Consider the following 16964-nt stretch of genomic DNA (forward strand, 5'->3'; position numbering starts at 1 on the left):
GGGGGCGTTGTTGCGTCCGAGCGATCGCGGCAGCCCTTACAACGAGTATTTCCGCGCGCTGAACCAGGAGCTGAAGCGCCACGGGCCGATGCGCCCCGTGATGCTGATTGACCTGGACCTGCTCGATCACAATATCAATGTGGTCAAGCAATCCGTCACCCGCGCTGGTAAACATTTGCGCCTGGTGGAGAAATCCCTGCCATCACCGGGACTGCTGACGTACATCGCCAAACGTACCGATACCCGGCGGCTGATGTCGTTTCATCAGCCGTTTCTCAATCACGACGCGGTGACCTTTCCCGAGGCAGACATTTTGCTCGGCAAGCCTTTACCGGTACGCTCGGCCGAGGTGTTTTACCAAACCCACAAGGGAACCTTCGACCCTTCCAGGCAACTGCAATGGCTGCTCGATACCCCCCGGCGGCTGATGGATTACCTGGCATTGGCGCAAGGCCTGGGCATCCGGATGCGGATCAATATCGAGCTGGATGTCGGCCTGCACCGTGGCGGAGTCGCTGACCACGCGGTGCTCGGCGAGATGCTGACGCTGATCAGTGCCCATGCGCAGCAGCTCGAATTTTCAGGCTTCATGGGGTATGACCCGTTTGTCGGCATGGGCGTGCCCAAGGTCCTCGGTTCGTCCCAGGCGCTGTTCGACAAGGTGATGGTCATTTACAACGGCCATGTGAATTACCTGCGTGAACACTTCCCTGCGCTTTGGCACGAAGGGCTCACGCTCAATACGGCTGGCAGCCCCAGTTACGGTATACATGAGCAGGAACGCTTGAGCAGCGAGGTCTCGGTGGGGACGGCGTTTCTCAAGCCGACCCATTACGACCTGCCATCGCTGGCCGAGCATGTGCCGGCGGCCTTTATCGCAACGCCCGTGCTAAAGAGCACGGGGGCCGTCAACTTCCCAGCCCTGGATGACAAGTCCCGATTGTTCTCCTGGTGGGACCCTAATCAGCGCGCGACATTCTTCCTCTACGGCGGTAACTGGATGGCCGAGTTCGAGTCGCCCGAGGGGCTGCAAAGCAATGAGCTTTATGGTCGCAGCTCCAATCAGGAAATGGTCAACGGCTCCCTGGCCGTAGGGTTGAACGTGGAAGACCAGGTGTTTTTACGGCCGACCCAGACTGAATCCGTGCTGCTGCAATTTGGCGATTTGCTGGCCGTGCGCGGCGGGAAGATTGTTGAAACCTGGCCTGTGTATTGATCGGAGCGTGAAGGCGAGCTTTTGGCTTGGCCGGGAAAGCGCCTTCAAAGACGACCCCGAAACAGAAACAGCATCAGCGCCACCAGGCAGGCCGTCGTCTGAATCCCACCCAGCGTCGTGACCGGCGCGAAGCTCAAGACCGAGGCCAGCCAGGTGGTCAGCGCAGCCGCACCCATGGAGAGAAAACCCAGCAGTGCAGAGGCCATCCCGGCTTCCTTGCCGAAAGGGCCCATGGTGATTGCCGTGCCCAGCGGATTGGCCAGGCCCATGCCCCACAGGAAGGTGATCATCGAGAGGGCATACCACCCAAGACCAGGCGCGGCTGGACCGACGAGCAGCAGGCCGCCGCCGGCCATGGCGCAGGCAATGCCCACGAGTGTGGCGATTCGGGCGCCATGACGATGCGCCAGGCGCGGAGCCGCCATGCCGGCTGCGAACACCACGAATACCGTAGAGGCGAAATACAGGCCGGTCTGCAACGAGGTCAGGCCGATACCTTGCATCAGGATGGCGGGCGCCGCCGCGAAGGAGGCGAACAGGCCGCTCATCAGCAGGCTCATTGAAAGGGCAGGGAGGATGAAGCGCTTGTCCAGCGCCAATCTGCCATAGGCAAGCACCACGCTCTTGGCCGAGTGCGGCGCCCAGCGATCGGCGGGATGGGTTTCTCCGAGGTCGCGCACGTAGAAAAAGGCCAGCACAACGGCGGCCAGTCCCACCAGGATGAAGATGGCACGCCAGCCGAGCGTGACGGACAGGACGCTGCCGGCCAGCGGCGAAAACCCAGGCGCCGCCGCAGTGGCGATCATCGTCAGCGACAATGCCCGGGCGAGCGTCTCGCCTTCAAACAGATCCCGGGCGATGGCGCGCGACAGCACCGAGGCTGCGCACACGCCCAACGCCTGGACGACGCGTCCGGCGATCAGCACATCAAGGGTGGTGGCAAGGCCGGCGATGACGGTGCCGACCACGAACACCGAGAGGCCGCCAAGCACCAGCTTCTGGCGCCCGTAGCGGTCGGCCAGTGGCCCGACCACCAACTGACCCAAGGCGAACGTGATGAAGAAGCTGGACAGTGTCAGGCCGAGCTCGCGAGCAGTCACGCCCAAGTCTTCGCCGATATCCGCGAACGCCGGGAGAATGATGTTGGTAGACAGCATGCTGATCGCCGCCAGGCCTGCCAGCAGCGCTACGACTTTGCCGGTCAATGGTTGTGTGGAGGCGTGCGGTTGGGTACTGGCAATCGCCAATGAAGTTTGGGCTTCCATACATCCTCCGGCGTCAAAATGATGGTCGTAATATTTTGCTAAATATGATGATCGTCATCTCTGGCGTCAAGCTAAATATCGGGAGGGCGCAGGTGTCGCCCTCAAAGCGGCAACGTTCCGTTCGGGGCCGGACTGACCAGCGATGCTTGTGCGAATGAACTATTTGAACGGACGGGAAACGGGTGAGGTCTACGTTTTTCAAGCGTTGTGACAGGAACCTATCCGATGCCTTCAATGGACATTCCGCCGCTGCTCGAAGCACTGCTTCTGGCCCGCGGTCCCGGCGGGCAGGAAGACGAAGTCCGGGAAATATGCCTCAGGGAGCTGGCCAAGCACTGCGATGAGGCCTTTGTCGACGAGGCCGGCAACGTCCGGGGCCTGATCAAGGCTACGGAGGGGGCTTCGCAGGCATCGCCCATCAGGGTCATGGCTCATCTTGATGAAATTGCCATGATCGTGAAGAAAGTAAGGCCTGACGGTAACCTTGAAGTCGTCGCGCTAGGCGGTGCCCAGCCCATCTGCTTTGGTGTGTGTCCGGTCGACATACTCGGCGATGGCCAATGCCTTCCCGGCGTACTGTCTTACGGTTCCATGCACAACAGTGGCGGTTCTGCCCAGGGGCGGGATGTGCTGTCAGGAGCGGTGAAGTGGAGCGATGTCCATGTAATTACCCGCTGTTCCCAGGAGGAATTGGCGTATGCCGGTGTCCGGCCCGGCGTACGCGTGGTACTCAGCCGACACTGGCGTCAGCCGTTCCAAGTGAAAGACACAGTCGCTGCTCACTTTCTGGATGACCGGGCGCCATTGGCGGCAGTGATCACCACGGCGCAGCAGTTGAAAAACCAAAGGCATGCGCTCAAGCAAGACGTCTGGTTCGTCTGCACGACACTTGAGGAAGAGTCCAACGCCGGTGCGCTCTATGCCTCTGCCCGCGTACCAGGCGACACCACGATCGCGGTCGAGGTGGGCCCGGTGCTGGAGGAATACGGGACGGTTTTATCGGCAGACCCGATTATCAACACCGGGGATCAGAAGGGCTATTACACCCGCTCTGTCGTGGACGCCCTGGTCAAGGCTGCACAGCGCTCGGGCTATCACCCACAAGTAGCGCTCCTGGTTGATTTTGCCTCCGACGCGAGCGCCATCCTGAGTGCTGGCCTGGCCGCTCGGGTGGGTTGCATCGCCATTCCGACGGAAAATACCCATGGCTTTGAAATGGTGCTCCATGAGGGGATCGTTGCGTGTGCGGCGACACTCACTGAGTACCTGCTTCATCCCGATCGGTGAATACGTAGTGTCTGCCACCGGACAGTTGATCAACAAGGGTGTCCCCACACAGGCATTTCCATTGATGGAACGCGCATCTAACTGATTGTAAATAAACGACTTATCACTTGGCACGAATCATGTTGATAGAACAGTGAGAAGCACCGGGAAGTGGTGCTGAATCTATCGAGCAGGAGTTCCCATGCCACGTGAAATTCGTTTGAATGCCTTTGAGATGAACTGTGTCGGTCACCAGTCGCCTGGTCTCTGGAGGCATCCCAAGGATCGCGCCTGGCAGTACAAGGACCTGGATTACTGGACCGACCTGGCCAAGCTGCTGGAGCGCGGCAAGTTCGACGGCATCTTCATCGCCGATGTGATCGGTATCTACGACGTGCTTGGCGGCAATAGTGATGCGGCCATCCGCCAGGCGACCCAGGTGCCGGTCAACGATCCACTGGCGTTGATCACGCCGATGGCGCTGGTGACCGAACACCTGGGCTTTGGCCTCACCGCCTCTTTGACCTTCGAGCACCCGTACCCCTTCGCCCGCCGGCTGTCCACGTTGGACCACCTGACCAAGGGGCGCATCGGGTGGAACATCGTCACCTCTTACCTCGACAGCGGGGCGCGTAACCTCGGGCAGAAGGCGCTGAGCGATCATGATGCGCGCTACGACTATGCCGACGAATACCTGGAGGTGCTCTACAAGTTGTTCGAAGGCAGTTGGGAGGAGGGCGCGGTGGTGCGCGACCGTGAGCACGGCATTTTCAGCGACCCGAGCAAGGTCCACGAGATCCGTCACCAGGGCAAGCACTTTCAGGTGCCGGGCATCCACCTCTGCGAACCGTCGCCGCAACGCACGCCGGTGCTCTACCAGGCCGGGGCGTCGAGCCGTGGCAAGGACTTCGCCGCCGGGCATGCGGAATGTGTGTTTGTCGCTGCACCGTCCAAGGTGATCCTGAAGAAGACCGTGGCTGATATTCGCCGGCGTGCCGCCGAAGCCGGGCGCGATCCGCGCAAGGTGCTGATCTTCAACCTGCAGACGGTGATCGTCGACGAAACCGATGCCAAGGCGCAGGCCAAGTGGCGAGAATTGAAGTCCTACAGCAGCTACGAGGGCGCGTTGGCGCTGATCTCCGGCTGGACCGGCATCGACTTCGCTCAGTACCGACCTGACCAGGTCCTCAAGCACATCCACACCAACGCCATCCAGTCGGCGGTGGAAACCTTCTCTACCGCTGACCCGGACAAGCAGTGGACCGTCCAGGAACTGGCCGACTGGGTCGGCATCGGCGGCTTTGGCCCGTTGATTGTCGGCAGTGCGCAAACCGTGGCCGACGAGTTGCAGGCTTGGGTCGAGGACACCGATGTGGATGGCTTCAACCTGGCCTACGCCCTGGCCCATGAAACCTTCCGCGATGTGGTTGAACTGCTGGTGCCCGAGTTGCAACAGCGCGGTGCGTACAAGACCGAATACCGCCCCGGTACTTTGCGCGACAAGCTGTTCGGCGACGGCCCGCGACTGCCGGGCAACCACCCTGGCGCCGGCTATCGGGACTTGAGTCGCCTGGCCCGGCGCACCCACCTCGCTGAACCGGCCTTGGCCGGCGAGGAGTAAGCCCATGAGTGTCTACGAACTCAATTCGCCACTGCCCGACAGCGTGACTGACAGTGCCCTGGCGGCCTTGCAACGCTGGGCCAGGGAGCGACCGACGCAGATCGCCCTGCGCCATCGGCGTCTCGGCATCTGGAAAGCCTGGCGTTGGATCGATGTGCAGCGCGAGGTCGAATGTGTTTGCGATGGTTTGCGCCAGCAGGGCTTTGCCCCAGGCGCGCGGCTGGCGCTCAGTGGTGCCTTCGAGCCGAGCCTGTTGATCCTGGCACTGGCCGCACGCCAACTGGGCGGGCACAGCGTGGTGATCGACCGCGACAGCCGTGGTGGGGATCTACAGCGCCAGTTACGCCTGGCCCGTCCGACGTTCGCCTTTGTCCAGCGCCGCGAAAGCGTATCGCACTGGCTGCAGTGTGGCCTGGATGAGGATTGGCCGCTGCGGCTGTATTCGGCCCAGGCCAACGCAGCGAGTCGCGGCCTGTGGCAAGTGCAGTCGCTGTCGGTGCTGTTCGTCAGCGAGGCGCCGACCGCACAGCGCCAGGGCTGGGCCCAGGTCGCCGAGGACACAGTGGTATGGGTCGACGAAGGCACCGAATGGCGCGATGGCTTGACCCACTTGTTCAGTCGTTGGCTGGACGGCGGCGAAGGCCTGGCATTTCCGGAAACCCGCGAGTCAGCCAGTCGCGATCGTCGCGAGATCGCCCCGACGGCCTTGTTGCTGTCCGCCGTGCGAGTCGAATCGCTGGCGGCGGAAATCGAGGCTCGCCTGCCACTTCCAGGCAGTTGGCGACGGCGCCTGTGCGAATGGACCCTGGATGATCCGCGGCGTGGCCTGCGACGCTGGCTCAAGGCGCGGGTGCGGCATCTGCTTGGCTTCCAGCGGCTGCGCCGGATCGAAGTGCCGAGCGCGCCCGCACACGCCGTATTGCAAGGACGGGCACCTCAATCGTGGTTGCAGGAGTACCTGGAGCGAGCGGCATGAGTGCGCTGCTGGAGGTGCGCAACGTGTCGCTGTCGTTCAGGGGTGTGAAAGCGATTTCCGACCTTTCGTTCAGCGTAAAGCTTGGCGAAATCTGCGCGTTGATCGGGCCGAATGGTGCGGGCAAGAGTTCGCTGCTGAACATCCTCAATGGGGTCTACCGGGCCGATGCCGGCCAGTTGTTCTTCGCCGCCGAACCGTTGCGCCGCCCGCATCCGCTGAAGGCGGCGCGGCTCGGCATCGGCCGGACGTTCCAGAACAATGCGTTGTTCAAGAAAATGAGCGTGGTGGACAACCTGCTTACCGGCCTGTCTCGTTTCCAGCGCACGTTTTTTCTCGAACAGGCCCTCGGCCTGCCGCGTGCCTGGCGCGAGGCGCGGGCGTTCGCCGAGCGTGCCGAGCGGGTACTGGAATTCCTTGAATTGCAGGCCTGGCGCGACGTCGCCGTGGGCAGCCTGGCCTACGGCCTGCAGAAACGCGTGGAGCTGGGCCGGGCACTGATCGCGCAGCCAACCCTGCTGTTGCTCGACGAGCCGATGGCCGGCATGAATGCCGAGGAGAAACAGGACATGAGCCGCTTCATCGCCGACATCAATCGCGATCTTGGCACCACGGTGATTCTCATCGAGCACGACATCCAGGTGGTCATGGGCTTGTCCAGCCATGTCGTGGTGCTGGACTACGGACGCAAGGTCGGCGACGGCTCGCCGGCCGAAGTCCAGGCCAATCCCGAGGTGATCGCCGCTTATCTGGGGGCGCCTCACCCATGAACTTTTTTCTGGAAACCCTGATCGGCGGGTTGCTGGCCGGCACTCTGTATTCGCTGGTGGCCATCGGTTTCGTTCTGATCTACAAGGCCAGTGGCGTGTTCAATTTCGCCCAGGGCGCCATGCTGTTGTTCGCCGCGCTGACCTTCGTCAGCTTGCGCGAGCAGGGCCTGTCCTTTGCCCTGGCGTTGGTCCTGACGGTGTTGGTGATGATCGTCGGCGCATTGTTGATCGAGCGCCTGGTGCTGCGGCCGTTGGTCAACCGTTCGCAGATTACCCTGTTCATGGCCACCCTCGGCCTGTCGTTCATCATCGAAGGCCTCGCCCAAGGGCTGATGGGCGCCCAGGTGCGCGCGCTGGACCTGGGCATCGAGGACGTTCCGCTGTTCGTCGGCGAGATCATGATCAGTCAGTTCGACCTGATCGCCGCCGGAGTGTCGGTGCTGACGGTGGCGGTGCTGGCCTTGCTGTTCAACAAGACCCGCGTCGGTGTCGCCCTGCGTGCCGTGGCCGACGATACCCGTGCGGCGCTGTCGCTGGGCATCAACCTCAACCGCATCTGGCAGATTGTCTGGGCCGTGGCCGGCGTGGTCGGGCTGGTCGCCGGGCTGCTCTGGGGCGCGCGCCAGGGCGTGCAGTTTTCGCTCTCGCTGGTGGTGCTCAAGGCACTGCCGGTGCTGATCATTGGTGGCTTCACTTCGATCGGCGGGGCCATCGTCGGCGGGCTGATCGTCGGCGCCGCCGAGAACCTTGCCGAGGCCTACATCGGGCCGCTGATCGGCGGAGGCATCACGCCCTGGTTCGCCTATTTCCTCGCCTTGATCTTCCTCTACATCCGTCCGTCCGGCCTGTTCGGCGACCGGATCATTGAACGGGTATGACGCCATGACCGCTACTGTTCCGCGCCTCACTGCCAGCTTCGACGAGGCGCCCCTGACCCTGGTGCGTCGGAACTGGCGGCCGGGCCTGCTGCTATTGCTGCTGGTGGCCTTTGTCGGCCTGCCGTGGCTGGGTAACGACTATTGGCTCAATGCGATCCTGATTCCTTTCCTGGTGTTGTCGCTGGCCGGCCTGGGGCTGAACCTGCTGACTGGCTACACCGGCCAGACGTCGGTTGGCGCCGCCGGCTTCATGGCGGTGGGTGCGTTCGCCACCTACGGCCTGCTGTTGCGCGTGCCTGGCCTGCCGTTGCCGCTGGCGCTGCTTGGCGGCGGGGTGATCGCCGGGTTGGTCGGGCTGCTGTTCGGTATCCCCAGTTCGCGGATCAAGGGCTTCTACCTGATGGTCACCACGCTGGCCGCGCAGTTCTTCCTGGAATGGGTGTTCGCCAAGTTTCCCTGGTTCTACAACTACGCCTCGTCCGGCACCATCAGCGCGCCACGCCTGGAGTTGTTCGGGCATAACCTGGCCACCCCGGTCGGCCGCTACCTGTTGACCCTCAGTTGCGTGGTGCTGCTGACCTGGGTGGCGATCAACCTGGTGCGCAGCCAGGTCGGCCGCAACTGGATGGCGATCCGTGACATGGACACCGCTGCTTCGGTGATTGGGATTGCGGTCGAGCGCGACAAGCGCATGGCCTTCGCCGTCAGTTCGTTTTACCTGGGTATCGCCGGGGCGCTCTGGGCGTTCGCCTACCTGGGGACGGCCAGTGCTGGCAGCTTCGACATCAACCGCTCGTTCCAGATTCTGTTCATCATCATTATCGGTGGCATGGGCAGCATTGCCGGCGCCTTCATCGGCGCGGCCTTCATCAGCCTTGTGCCGATCCTGCTCAGCCATGCCGGGCAATGGCTGTTCAACGGCAACGTCGACGCCGGGCAACTGCAGAACCTGCAGAAGGTGCTCTTCGGCGGTTTGATCATCTGGTTCCTGATCAAGGAACCGGAAGGACTGGCACGCCTGCTCGGCGATCTGCGCGAACGCATCAGGGTCTGGCCGCTGCGGTTCTGAGCGCCGACCCACGCCCCAACAGACCTTGACCCGACCAAGGGAAAGGAGGTTTCCAACACTGCACAAGAAGTACAAACCATGCGTAGAACCTTGCCTCGCCTCCTGTTCGCCGGTCTCTTCGTGGCTGGCGTCCAGGCCCTGCTGCCGACCGTCACCCAGGCCGCCAGCAACCAGCAATTCATCCCCATGGCCACTTACCGGGTCGGCGCCTATGCCTCAAGCGGTATCCCGTGGTGGGCGGGGGAAATCGACTATTTCCGTTACATCAACGAGGTCGAAGGTGGCATCAACGGCGTCAAGCTGGTCTGGCAGGAGTGCGAGACCGAGTGGAACGTCGATCGTATCGTCGAGTGCTATGAGCGCTACAAGGGTGGGCTGGACGGTGCGCCGACAGCGTTCTTCTTCACCCACAGCACGCCGGGTTCCTATGCGCTGATGGAGAAGGGCGCGGCCGACCGGATCCCGCTGATCGACGGGGCTGGCGGGCGTACCGAATCCACCGACGGCAGCGTGTTTCCCTATGCCTTCCCGCTGCTGCTCAATTACTACGGCCAGGCCTCGGTGGGCATCAACTACATCGCCGAGCGCGAGGGCGGTTTCGACAAGCTCAAGGGCAAGAAGATCGTCACCGTCTACCACGACTCCGCCTATGGTCGTGAAACCCAGGCGCCGATGACCTTGCTGGCGCAGAAGTACGATTTCGAGAACATCCAGATCCCAGTGGCCGATCCAGGCAACGAACAGTCCGCGCAATGGCGCCAGGTGCGGCAGATCAAGCCGGACTGGGTGTTCCTGCGGACCTGGGGCGTGTCCACTCCAGTGGGGATCAAGACAGCTGCGCGGTTCGGCATCCCGGTCGATCACATCATTGGTGATGTCTGGGCCGGCTCCGAGGCCGATGTGATCCCGGCTGGCCCTGCCGCCAAGGGCTACCAGGCGCTTGCGCCGTTCCCGGGCGGCGACGGTTTCGAGATCCACAAGCGCTTGCGTCAGTCGATCCTCGACTCCGGCAAGAGCGACCTCAAGGACCGCAGCTATTTTGGCAAGGTCTACTACAACATCGGCCTGATCAACGCAGCCATCGCGGTCGAAGCACTGCGCACGGCCCAGGCGAAGTTCGGCAATCGCCCACTCAACGGCGAGGAAGCGCGCTGGGGCTTCGAGCACCTGGACATCGATGCCGCGCGGCTCAAGGCCAGTGGTTTCGAAGGCCTGCTGCCGCCGCTGAAACTGTCCTGCTCCGACCATGAGGGCGGCGGTGCGGCGCGCGTGCAGCAGTGGGACGGCGAGAAGTGGGTGCTGGTGACCGACTGGGTCCAGGCCGACCGCGCCACGCTGCGCCCATTGATCGAAGCCAAGTCCGCGGCCTACGCCAAGGAAAAGGGCATCACCCCACGAGACTGCGCCAGCGAGCAGTGAGCCGCCGTCGATAACTGTCGCCCGGCCGCCGTTGTGCGGTCGAGCACTCAAGCCGAGAAAAAATCATGCATGCAACCTTCAAACGTAGCCTCGCCGCCTTCGGCCTGGCGCTCGGTGCCTGTGCGGCGCTGATCCCGGCTGCCCAGGCGGCCAACGAACAGTTCTTCCCGCTGGCCACCTTCCGGGTCGGCGCCTATGCCTCCAGCGGCATTCCGGTCTGGGCCGGGATGATCGACTACCTGCGCTACATCAATGAGGTGGAAGGCGGGATCAATGGCGTCAAGCTGGTCTGGCAGGAGTGCGAGACCGAATGGACGGCGGAGAAGGGCATTGAATGCTACGAGCGCTTCAAGAATGGCCTCAACGGCGCGCCGGTGGCGATCTACTCGCCCAATGGTGCACCAGCGGCCTATGCCCTTGCGGACAAGGCCGCCGCCGACAGGATTCCCTTGATCACCCTCGGCTATGGCCGCACCGAAGCCACCGACGGCAGGGTGTTCCCCTACAACTTCCCGGTCATGCTGACGTTCTACAGCGAGGCCTCGGCGTTCATCAACTATGTGGCCGAGCGCGAGGGCGGGCTGGACAAGCTCAAGGGCAAGAAAATCGCCACCGTCTACCACGATTCTGCCTACGGTCGGGAAACCCAGGGGCCGCTGGCACTGCTGGCGCAGAAGTACGGCTTCGAGAACATCCAGATCGCGGTGGCCGATCCGGGTAACGAACAGGCCGGGCAGTGGCGCCAGGTGCGACAACTCAAGCCGGATTGGGTGTTCCTGCGCACCTGGGGCGTGTCCACGCCAGTGGCGATCAAGACCGCGGCACGTTTCGGCTACCCGGTGGAGCGCATCGTCGGCGACATCTGGGCCAGTTCCAACGAAGACGTGCTGCCGACCGGCGAGGCGGGCAAGGGGTATCTGGCGCTGACACCCTATCCGGGCGGCGCCAACTTTGACATCCACCAGCGCATCCGCCAGTACATCCTCGACACCGGCAAGAGCGACCTCAAGGATCCGAAGAGCTTCGGCAGCGTCTACTACAACTCTGGCCTGGTGAACGCCGCCATTGCCGTCGAAGCGATCCGCGCCGGGCAGAAGCATTTCGGCAATCGCCCGCTCAACGGTGAGGAAGGTCGCTGGGGCCTGGAGCACCTCGACCTCAACGATGCACGCCTCAAGGAAATCGGTTTTCTCGGGCTGATGCAACCGCTGCGGTTGTCCTGCAACGACCACGAGGGCGGTGGGGCGGCCAAGGTGCAGCAATGGGACGGCCGGCAGTGGAACCTGATCACCGATTGGGTCCAGGCCGACCGCGCCACGTTGCGCCCGTTGATCGATGCCAAGGCCGCCGAGTACGCGAAAGAGAAGGGCGTGACCGCCCGCGATTGCGCGGCGCAGTAACCAGGCACACAGCTCGCAAATCGAAACGCAACCGGGCGCGACTGCGCCCAAGGGGTAGGAAACCATGACCATTGAGGCCCTTGCGGGTACTGAGAATCGTGAGTTGCTGGCGGTGCAAGACATCGAAGTGATCTACGACGGCGCGATCCTCGCCGTGGCCGGGGTTTCCCTGCGGGTCGGACAGGGCGACATCGTCGCCCTGCTTGGCGCCAACGGGGCCGGCAAAAGCACCACGCTCAAGGCCATCTCCGGGCTGGTCCAGGCCGATCGGGCACAGGTCAGCCGTGGACGGATTGTCTTCCAGGGACAGGACACCGCCGGGGTTGCGGCCAATTTGCTGGCACGCCAGGGCATCGTCCATGTGCTGGAGGGACGGCATGTGTTCGCTCACCTGACCGTCGAGGATAACCTGCGTAGCGGCGGTTTCCTGCGCAAGCCGACGCGACGGGCGCTGGAGCAGGATCTGGAACGTATCTATGCCTGGTTCCCACGGCTGAAGACCAAGCGCAAGACCCAGGCCGGACTGACCTCGGGCGGCGAGCAGCAGATGCTTGCCATCGGCCGGGCACTGATGACCAAGCCTCGACTGGTGCTGCTCGATGAGCCTTCGATGGGCCTGGCGCCGATCCTTGTCGAAGAGATTTTCGCCATCGTCGCGCAGCTCAATGCCCAGGAGGGCGTGAGTTTTCTGGTGGCTGAGCAGAACATCAATGTCGCCCTGCGCCATGCCAGCTACGCCTACATCCTGGAGAACGGTCGGGTGGTGGGTGAGGGTGACGCCACGGAGCTGGCGGCGCGGGAAGACATCCAGCATTTCTACCTGGGTGGCAAGGTTCGCTGAGGGAGGCGCGATGCAACTGTTGGCTGGGCAACAGTCCGCCGACAACTTGCCGCTCACGGGGCTTTCATGCGTATCTGGGTGTCTCGTCAACTTATTGAATATAAAGAGTTTTTAAGTTTGGTACGGGCTGTGCTTTGGCTCTGGGTGAACCCGTTATGCATGGAGTAGCACATGACCGACTCACCGTCTTTCGATCTGCCTGGGCAGGCCCGTCCGGTGCCGCGCAGCCCGGCCCATATCATCCGTAGCGACGCCGAGGCCATCGAGGTGGCGCAGCGCCTGGCCGAGGATTTCTCCCGCGAGGCTGCCTTGCGCGACCGCGAGCGACGGTTGCCCTGGGAAGAGCTCGAACGCTTTTCCGCGAGCGGGCTATGGGCGATCCGCGTGCCGAAGGCATACGGTGGCGCCGAGGTGTCCTATGCCACTCTCAGTGACGTGGTCGCGATCATTTCCGCTGCCGATCCGTCCCTCGGCCAGTTGCCGCAGAACCATTTCGGTGTGCTCAGCAACCTCAGTCTGACCGGCAGCGAGGAGCAGAAGCGCCGTTACTACGCCAAGGTGTTGCAAGGCTATCGTTTCGGCAATGCCTTTTCCGAAGCGCGCAGCCAGTACGTCACCACCTTCCAGACGCAGATACGCTTCGACGGCGACACAGCCGTACTCGACGGCGAGAAGGCCTACTGCACCGGCGCACTGTTCGCCCATATCGTGCCGGTTGCCGGAGTGGATGAGGAAGGGCACGTCCATATCGCGCTCGTCCCACGCGATGCGGCGGGCCTGACGGTGATCGACAGTTGGGACGGTTTCGGCCAGCGCATTACTGCCAGCGGCCAGGTGCGCATCGACGGCGTGCGGGTGCCAGCGAGCGACGTGGTGCCGGCCTGGAAGGCCTATGATCAACCTACCTCCGACGGCCCGATCTCGCAAATCATCCAGGCTGCGGTGGACACCGGCATTGCCCGTGGCGCCTTCGCCGAGACCTTGCGCGTAGCACGCCAGGCGCGTCCATGGGTGGACAGCGGGCTGCAACACGGCTGGCAGGACCCGCTTGGCCAGGCGCTGATCGGTGAGTTGGCCTGGCGCCTGCAGGCGGCCGAAGCGATTCTGCGGCGCGCGGCGCATGCGGTCGACCGTGCTGTCGCCGAGCCCTGCGAGGAGCGGGTGGCTGAAGCCTCGGTGATCGTCGGCCAGGCCAAGGTGCTGTCCACCGAGATTTCCCTGGAGGCGTCCAGCCGCCTGTTGGAGTTGGGCGGCACCCGCAGCGTTTCGGCCAGTCAGGGGCTGGACCGGTTCTGGCGCAATGCGCGGACCCATACTCTGCACGACCCGGTGCGCTGGAAATATCACTTGGTCGGCAATCAGCTGCTCAACGGCATCAAGCCACAACGTCATTCCTGGAACTGAGGTATCGCGCATGTCCAACTTACATTCCCAAGGCCGTAGCGACCTGGCCCATGCTCGTCATGTCGAGGCTGCTTTGCTTGACTACCTGCGAGCCCAAAGTGCCCGTCATGAAGCCCTGGTGATCGCCGCGGTTGGCGAACTGCGCATCCGCATCGACGCTGCCGATGCCTTGCTGGAGTACGCCGACGAGTCCCAGTCGGCCGCCATCGCGTTTCGCCTGGCCGCCGCCGAGGCGGCGCGCCTGGCCGGTCATGTGTACTTCGAGTTGGCCGGTCGCAGCCTGCCGCGACCCTGGCCGGACAACCCCGAGCCGGCATTGCTGACCCAGCGTCGGCTGCTTGGCGACCATTACCTCAACGGCGCTGCGTTGGCCGACGGACAAGGGGATGGATTGAGATAAGGACGGCGGCAGATGCCTCGTTCTGTGGGGGCGAGCCTGCTCGTGATAGCGGTGGGAACGATCAACACCCCAGAGCGTGGGCAAGCTCCCTCGCCACGGATGCAGTTTAGTGAGCGGTCACTTTCTCCTGGCCGGCGCGGACGTCGAAGGCGCCGCCGGTGAAGGCTCCTTCCACGGTGACCTTGCCCTTGCCGGGCAACAGCGGGAACACCAGTTCGGCGAAGCGGTAGGCTTCTTCCAGGTGCGGGTAGCCGGACAGGACGAAGCTGTCGACGCCCAGGTCGGCGTATTCCAGCAGGCGTGCGGCGACGGTTTCGGGGTCGCCCACCAAGGCGGTGCCGGCACCGCCGCGTACCAGGCCAACACCGGCCCACAGATTGGGCGCCACTTCCAGCTTGTTGCGGTCGCCACCATGCAACGCCGCCATGCGCCGCTGGCCCTCGGAGTCCATCTTGACGTAGTTGGCCTGGGCGGCGGCGATGGTGGCGTCGTCGAGGTGGCTGATCAACTCGTCGGCAGCGTCCCATGCGGCTTCGCTGGTTTCCCGTACGATCACATGCAGGCGCACGCCGAAACGCACGCTGCGGCCATGTCTGGCAGCGCGGGCGCGCACGTCGGCGATCTTCTCGGCCACGGCCGCTGGCGGCTCGCCCCAGGTCAGGTAGGCGTCCACATGCTTGGCCGCCAGCTCGTGGGCCGCTTCTGATGAGCCGCCGAAGTACAGCGGCGGGTGGGGTTGTTGCACGGGTGGGAAGAAGTTCTGGGCGCCACGTACCTTCAGATGCTTGCCATCGAAGTCGACGGTCTCGCCTTGGAGCAGGCGCCGCCAGATGGTCAGGAACTCGTTGGAGGCGTCGTAGCGTTCGTCGTGCGTGAGGAACACACCGTCGGCCTCCAGTTCGGTAGCGTCGCCGCCCGGTACGACGTTGAGCAGCAGGCGACCACCACTGGCCTGGTCCAGGCTGGCGGCCTGGCGTGCCGACGCCGTGGGGTTGCCCAGCGAAGTGCGCAGCGCTACCAGCAGCTTGATGCGCTGGGTCACCGGAACCAGGCTGGCGGCGGTCACCCAGGGATCCAGGCAACTGGCCCCGGTGGGAATCAGCAGGCCATCGTAGCCGAGCTGATCGGCGGCCACGGCGATCTGGCGCATGTAGGCGTTGGTCGCCGGTCGGCCGCTGCCGGAATGGCCCAGGTAGCGGGTGTCGCCGGAGGTGGGAAGGAACCAGAAAATATCCAGGCTCATGAGGTTTGATCCTTGTGCGGTTGGGAGTCTGGAAAGGCGCATAGGCCCTTCCGGTATCGCAACGCTTGGCGTATTGGGGCTTTGTCGGCCGGGCCGCATCGCCTGGTTTTATTTTGATTAGATCGACAGTTGCAGGGCTCGGCCCGGGCGTGTGTTGACGTCCGGACGGCGCCGGTTGACCACCAACTCGCCGATGGCGATCAGTCGCGCTCGCGTGACGTTGCGACTCAGGCCCAGCAAGCTGGCTGTGCGCACCTGGTTGCAGTGGCAAAAGCGGTAGGCGGCGCGCAGCAGGCTGTCTTCAACCTTCTCGTGGAGGCCGCCGGCCTGTTCTTCGAACAACCGGTGGAAGGTGCGCAGCAGTTGTTCGTCGGCGCTCTCGCCGAGGCTGGCCTGCGGTTGTTCCTGGCGCTCGATCCGCAGGGACGACAGGCGCAGGTCGTCTTCCTGCACCAGGCCGTTGCGGCATACCAGCAGGGTGTGGTGGATGACGTTCTCCAGTTCGCGAATGTTGCCCGGCCAGCCGTAGTCCACCAGTTTGCGCTCGGCTCCCGAGGTCAGGCGCACTTCGCCGTAGCCCAGGCGGTTGCAGTAGGTCTTGATGAAGTGACGGGTCAGCGGCAGGATGTCGCCCGGCCGCTCACGCAGCGGATAGAGTTGCAGGCTGACCACGTCGAGACGGTAGTACAGATCCTCGCGGAAGTGGCCGGCGCCGATGGCCTTGTCCAGTTGCACGTTGGTGGCAGCGACTACGCGCACGTCGATCGGGATGCTCTTGCGCGAGCCCAGGCGCACCACCTCGCGCTCTTGCAATACACGCAACAGCTTGACCTGTATGGCCATCGGCAGGTCGCCGATCTCGTCGAGGAACAACGTGCCGCCATTGGCCTCCTCGAACCAGCCGGCCTTGGCGCCGAGGGCGCCGGTGAAGGCACCTTTCTCGTGGCCGAACAGCTCCGCCTCCACCAGCGATTCGGAAAAGGCTCCGCAGTTGACGGCGACGAATGGCCCGGCGCGTCGGCCGCTGAGGTTGTGGATGTGGCGTGCGACCAGCTCCTTGCCCGTGCCGGTCTCGCCAATGATCAGGACGCTGGCCTCGCTGGGGGCGACCTGTTGCACGTGGGCGAGCAGCGCCTGCGATCTAGGGTCTTCGAAGACCTGTGCGGTCGCCCGGATCGAGGTAGCCAGTGTTGGCGAAG

The 16964-nt window shown here is 63.6% G+C and carries 15 protein-coding genes; 12 read left to right on the forward strand and 3 right to left on the reverse strand.

All coding sequences use genetic code 11. The features are described from left to right. Window positions 1-10 precede the first annotated feature (10 nt). Entirely contained in the window at window positions 11-1216 is a 1206-nt protein-coding gene (locus tag KI235_RS12420) for a DSD1 family PLP-dependent enzyme (protein WP_161797243.1), read from the forward strand. Window positions 1217-1260: 44 nt separating this feature from the next. Here the strand turns inward: KI235_RS12420 and KI235_RS12425 are convergent, their stop codons facing one another. Continuing rightward, window positions 1261-2481, reverse strand: a complete 1221-nt coding sequence (locus KI235_RS12425; RefSeq protein WP_069970932.1) for a multidrug effflux MFS transporter — start codon at window positions 2479-2481, stop codon at window positions 1261-1263. A gap of 225 nt (window positions 2482-2706) precedes the next feature. Here KI235_RS12425 and KI235_RS12430 point away from each other — a divergent pair, with 225 nt between their 5' ends. From KI235_RS12430 to KI235_RS12480, 11 genes are all read left to right on the forward strand, one after another. Beyond that, window positions 2707-3768 carry a M28 family peptidase gene (locus KI235_RS12430; protein WP_003200657.1) on the forward strand — a complete coding sequence of 354 codons (1062 nt, stop codon included), beginning with the start codon at window positions 2707-2709 and terminating at the stop codon, window positions 3766-3768. 181 nt (window positions 3769-3949) lie between these two features. Continuing rightward, window positions 3950-5368 (forward strand): LLM class flavin-dependent oxidoreductase, encoded by a 1419-nt coding sequence (locus KI235_RS12435; RefSeq protein WP_013693012.1) that lies wholly within the window; start codon window positions 3950-3952, stop codon window positions 5366-5368. Window positions 5369-5372: 4 nt separating this feature from the next. Then, window positions 5373-6344, forward strand: coding sequence for an AMP-binding protein (locus KI235_RS12440; RefSeq protein WP_003200661.1), 972 nt, complete (start codon window positions 5373-5375; stop codon window positions 6342-6344). Beyond that, window positions 6341-7111, forward strand: coding sequence for an ABC transporter ATP-binding protein (locus KI235_RS12445; RefSeq protein ID WP_013693013.1), 771 nt, complete (start codon window positions 6341-6343; stop codon window positions 7109-7111). The genes KI235_RS12440 and KI235_RS12445 overlap by 4 nt, the downstream gene beginning before the upstream one ends. Then, a complete protein-coding gene (locus KI235_RS12450) occupies window positions 7108-7989 on the forward strand; it encodes a branched-chain amino acid ABC transporter permease (RefSeq protein ID WP_003200666.1) in 882 nt (293 codons plus the stop codon). Before KI235_RS12445 ends, KI235_RS12450 begins: the two co-directional genes overlap by 4 nt. A gap of 4 nt (window positions 7990-7993) precedes the next feature. Beyond that, window positions 7994-9058, forward strand: coding sequence for a branched-chain amino acid ABC transporter permease (locus tag KI235_RS12455; RefSeq protein WP_003200668.1), 1065 nt, complete (start codon window positions 7994-7996; stop codon window positions 9056-9058). Window positions 9059-9136: 78 nt separating this feature from the next. Continuing rightward, window positions 9137-10477 (forward strand): ABC transporter substrate-binding protein, encoded by a 1341-nt coding sequence (locus tag KI235_RS12460; protein WP_013693014.1) that lies wholly within the window; start codon window positions 9137-9139, stop codon window positions 10475-10477. A 65-nt stretch (window positions 10478-10542) separates the two neighbouring features. Next, entirely contained in the window at window positions 10543-11877 is a 1335-nt protein-coding gene (locus KI235_RS12465) for an ABC transporter substrate-binding protein (protein ID WP_013693015.1), read from the forward strand. Between the two features lie 64 nt (window positions 11878-11941). Further along, window positions 11942-12718: an ABC transporter ATP-binding protein gene (locus KI235_RS12470; RefSeq protein WP_003200674.1), complete on the forward strand. Its 777-nt coding sequence runs from the start codon at window positions 11942-11944 to the stop codon at window positions 12716-12718. 171 nt (window positions 12719-12889) lie between these two features. After that, window positions 12890-14122 (forward strand): SfnB family sulfur acquisition oxidoreductase, encoded by a 1233-nt coding sequence (locus KI235_RS12475; protein WP_003200675.1) that lies wholly within the window; start codon window positions 12890-12892, stop codon window positions 14120-14122. A gap of 10 nt (window positions 14123-14132) precedes the next feature. Then, window positions 14133-14522 carry a hypothetical protein gene (locus tag KI235_RS12480; RefSeq protein ID WP_003200677.1) on the forward strand — a complete coding sequence of 130 codons (390 nt, stop codon included), beginning with the start codon at window positions 14133-14135 and terminating at the stop codon, window positions 14520-14522. Between the two features lie 106 nt (window positions 14523-14628). Here the strand turns inward: KI235_RS12480 and ssuD are convergent, their stop codons facing one another. Then, the gene (ssuD, locus tag KI235_RS12485; protein WP_114731019.1) at window positions 14629-15765 is read right to left on the reverse strand and encodes an FMNH2-dependent alkanesulfonate monooxygenase; all 1137 of its coding nucleotides are present in this window, start codon (window positions 15763-15765) and stop codon (window positions 14629-14631) included. 117 nt (window positions 15766-15882) lie between these two features. Beyond that, window positions 15883-16953, reverse strand: a complete 1071-nt coding sequence (locus tag KI235_RS12490; protein WP_212795867.1) for a sigma-54 dependent transcriptional regulator — start codon at window positions 16951-16953, stop codon at window positions 15883-15885. Window positions 16954-16964 lie beyond the last annotated feature (11 nt).

This window comes from Pseudomonas sp. St386 (genome assembly GCF_018325865.1).
GTDB lineage: Bacteria > Pseudomonadota > Gammaproteobacteria > Pseudomonadales > Pseudomonadaceae > Aquipseudomonas > Aquipseudomonas brassicacearum.

Bases quoted from the DNA above. Each gene is read 5' to 3' on its own strand.
- KI235_RS12425 (WP_069970932.1), bottom strand. From the start codon at position 2,481: ATGGAAGCCCAAACTTCATTGGCGATTGCCAGTACCCAACCGCACGCC.
- KI235_RS12430 (WP_003200657.1), top strand. From the start codon at position 2,707: ATGCCTTCAATGGACATTCCGCCGCTGCTCGAAGCACTGCTTCTGGCC.
- KI235_RS12435 (WP_013693012.1), top strand. From the start codon at position 3,950: ATGCCACGTGAAATTCGTTTGAATGCCTTTGAGATGAACTGTGTCGGT.
- KI235_RS12440 (WP_003200661.1), top strand. From the start codon at position 5,373: ATGAGTGTCTACGAACTCAATTCGCCACTGCCCGACAGCGTGACTGAC.
- KI235_RS12445 (WP_013693013.1), top strand. From the start codon at position 6,341: ATGAGTGCGCTGCTGGAGGTGCGCAACGTGTCGCTGTCGTTCAGGGGT.
- KI235_RS12450 (WP_003200666.1), top strand. From the start codon at position 7,108: ATGAACTTTTTTCTGGAAACCCTGATCGGCGGGTTGCTGGCCGGCACT.
- KI235_RS12455 (WP_003200668.1), top strand. From the start codon at position 7,994: ATGACCGCTACTGTTCCGCGCCTCACTGCCAGCTTCGACGAGGCGCCC.
- KI235_RS12460 (WP_013693014.1), top strand. From the start codon at position 9,137: ATGCGTAGAACCTTGCCTCGCCTCCTGTTCGCCGGTCTCTTCGTGGCT.
- KI235_RS12465 (WP_013693015.1), top strand. From the start codon at position 10,543: ATGCATGCAACCTTCAAACGTAGCCTCGCCGCCTTCGGCCTGGCGCTC.
- KI235_RS12470 (WP_003200674.1), top strand. From the start codon at position 11,942: ATGACCATTGAGGCCCTTGCGGGTACTGAGAATCGTGAGTTGCTGGCG.
- KI235_RS12475 (WP_003200675.1), top strand. From the start codon at position 12,890: ATGACCGACTCACCGTCTTTCGATCTGCCTGGGCAGGCCCGTCCGGTG.
- KI235_RS12480 (WP_003200677.1), top strand. From the start codon at position 14,133: ATGTCCAACTTACATTCCCAAGGCCGTAGCGACCTGGCCCATGCTCGT.
- ssuD (WP_114731019.1), bottom strand. From the start codon at position 15,765: ATGAGCCTGGATATTTTCTGGTTCCTTCCCACCTCCGGCGACACCCGC.